The following is a 1,864-nucleotide window of genomic DNA, read 5'->3' on the forward strand; positions in this document are numbered from 1 at the left end:
GTGCAGCCGACCGATGACCCGGTCAGGATGCCTCCAGGCGTGCCGGTTGTCCCGGAGATGTTCCAGACGAACGTCGGTAAGACGGCACAGATATTCGACACCTCACACCCGTATTATAAAGGTCTGACCGAGAAAGAAAAAGACCGCCTGTATTACTTTGTCCGGCAGAACATCCGGCCGGCCTCCGACGTGCTGAAGTCCTGGGGTGAATACGAAGCTCTGGGCATGGAATGGCAAAAGGATTATTTCAATGGGAATAATGGCGGCTATCTGGCAACACACCGGCAGCGTATAGAAGCCGGAACCATGAACAAGAACGAACGCATGAAGTATAAAAAAGAGACGGAGATGTGCCGGGTGTTTGCCAGGAATGGCTATCGTGTGGAACATCAGGCAGAACAGTCGGGCGTCTCTTCGCCAGACGTGGTTATAGACGGATTGCCCGCCGATTTAAAACGCTTGTCAAGCCATAACAATATCGTGCGCCATGCGGTAAAGGCGGTCCGGAAACAAGGTGCTAAGGTTGTACTATTCCAATTCGATAAAGAGACAAAACAAGTACATATAGAACTGGATAAACTAAAGAAGGCAGGGATACATACGCGTTATTTCTTTACAGGCAGGGAAGGAGATATATACACTTTCTAAAAATAGGACACCCCGGCATTTCTGTCGGGGCGAACAGTGGTCCGAGCCGCCCGAAGCGTAACACAGTCCCCGTTTCCTTTGCGTGGAAACGTGCTACAAATATAAGGAATTATTTACCAATATCAAAATATGAACGAAAATATTACTGGCCCTACACAGGCCTTAATTAGTGCCTTCCAAAAATTCCTGCAGGACGATGCCCTCAGGATCGTGGAGACGGAAGCCCTGAACCACTTCCAGAACAGCTTCGTCTTTCAGGGCTTTACCGACAAAAACCTGGTAAAATGGCCGAAAAGGAAGATTCCACGGCGAAACGGCAAGCCGATATCCGGTAAGACTCTCGAAAAGTGGAAAGCCAAAAACGAAGGCCGCGCCCTCCTGATTTCCCATGCCAGCGACACGAAAGGAACGCACATGGCTAACAGCATCGTCGGGGAACGGGAACCCGGAAAAGTTACCATTATTGTGGATAAGCCCTACGCACAGGTACACAACGAAGGGTTGCAGGCCGGACGTCCTCCGGGCTTTACGATGCCTGAGCGCCAGTTCATCGGGCCGTCTGAACAGTTGGAGCAGAAAATACAGGCTAAGTTTGAAAAGGAAATAGATAAACTCATTAAAAAATTCTGATTATGCTTTACGAAACATTTAATTCCGTCCGGGAGCTTTTAAACACAATCCCCCAGTTAAAGACAGTACAATGGTATAACGCGCAGTACGAAGGTGTCATCTACGTGTCGCCGGTCGCATTTGTGGAATTTCCGGAGCGCATCCCGCTGGAGCAGGTTGCCGGCCCTGTAAGTCGTGCCGACTTCTCCCTGCGCATTCATATTGTTAGCGCCTGTACAGCCGCACAGGATGGCTCCATTGCCGACAACGTCATACAAGACCATGAAGCGATTGCCGGCCAAGTAATGGATATCCTTCAGGGAAAGCAAATCCGGATGGCGGGAAGCACGTCGACCAGCCTTGTGCCTTCCGGCTGGCAACATTATCACAAATACAAAGGATGGATGGTGACCTTCGTCGATTTCAATGGGATGGCGATACTGGACTAAAACAGGGACAACTGGCGTTTATCCTCTTCTTTCTTTTTCCGGCCATACTTCAGTTCATGTTTGGCCGGATAGGAAAGCCAGCGGTTAAAAGTCGAATAAGAGATTACGAACATGTCTTTTATTATGTTCTCGTATACATACAGTTGTGTGACACCATG

Annotated in this window: 3 protein-coding genes; all 3 read left to right on the plus strand. The window is 49.2% G+C overall.

Features of this window, described 5'->3' with window-relative positions; all coding sequences use genetic code 11:
- A partial coding sequence (locus DW103_RS18155) for a hypothetical protein (RefSeq protein ID WP_158576715.1) occupies positions 1 to 648 on the plus strand: 648 nt, incomplete at its 5' end.
- Positions 649 to 777: 129 nt separating this feature from the next.
- Positions 778 to 1,278, plus strand: coding sequence for a phage virion morphogenesis protein (locus tag DW103_RS18550; RefSeq protein ID WP_233545731.1), 501 nt, complete (start codon positions 778 to 780; stop codon positions 1,276 to 1,278).
- A 2-nt stretch (positions 1,279 to 1,280) separates the two neighbouring features.
- The gene (locus DW103_RS17700; protein WP_122278582.1) at positions 1,281 to 1,706 is read left to right on the plus strand and encodes a hypothetical protein; all 426 of its coding nucleotides are present in this window, start codon (positions 1,281 to 1,283) and stop codon (positions 1,704 to 1,706) included.
- Positions 1,707 to 1,864: the final 158 nt, after the last annotated feature.

It is taken from the genome of Parabacteroides sp. AM08-6, assembly GCF_003473295.1.
Classification (GTDB): Bacteria; Bacteroidota; Bacteroidia; order Bacteroidales; family Tannerellaceae; genus Parabacteroides.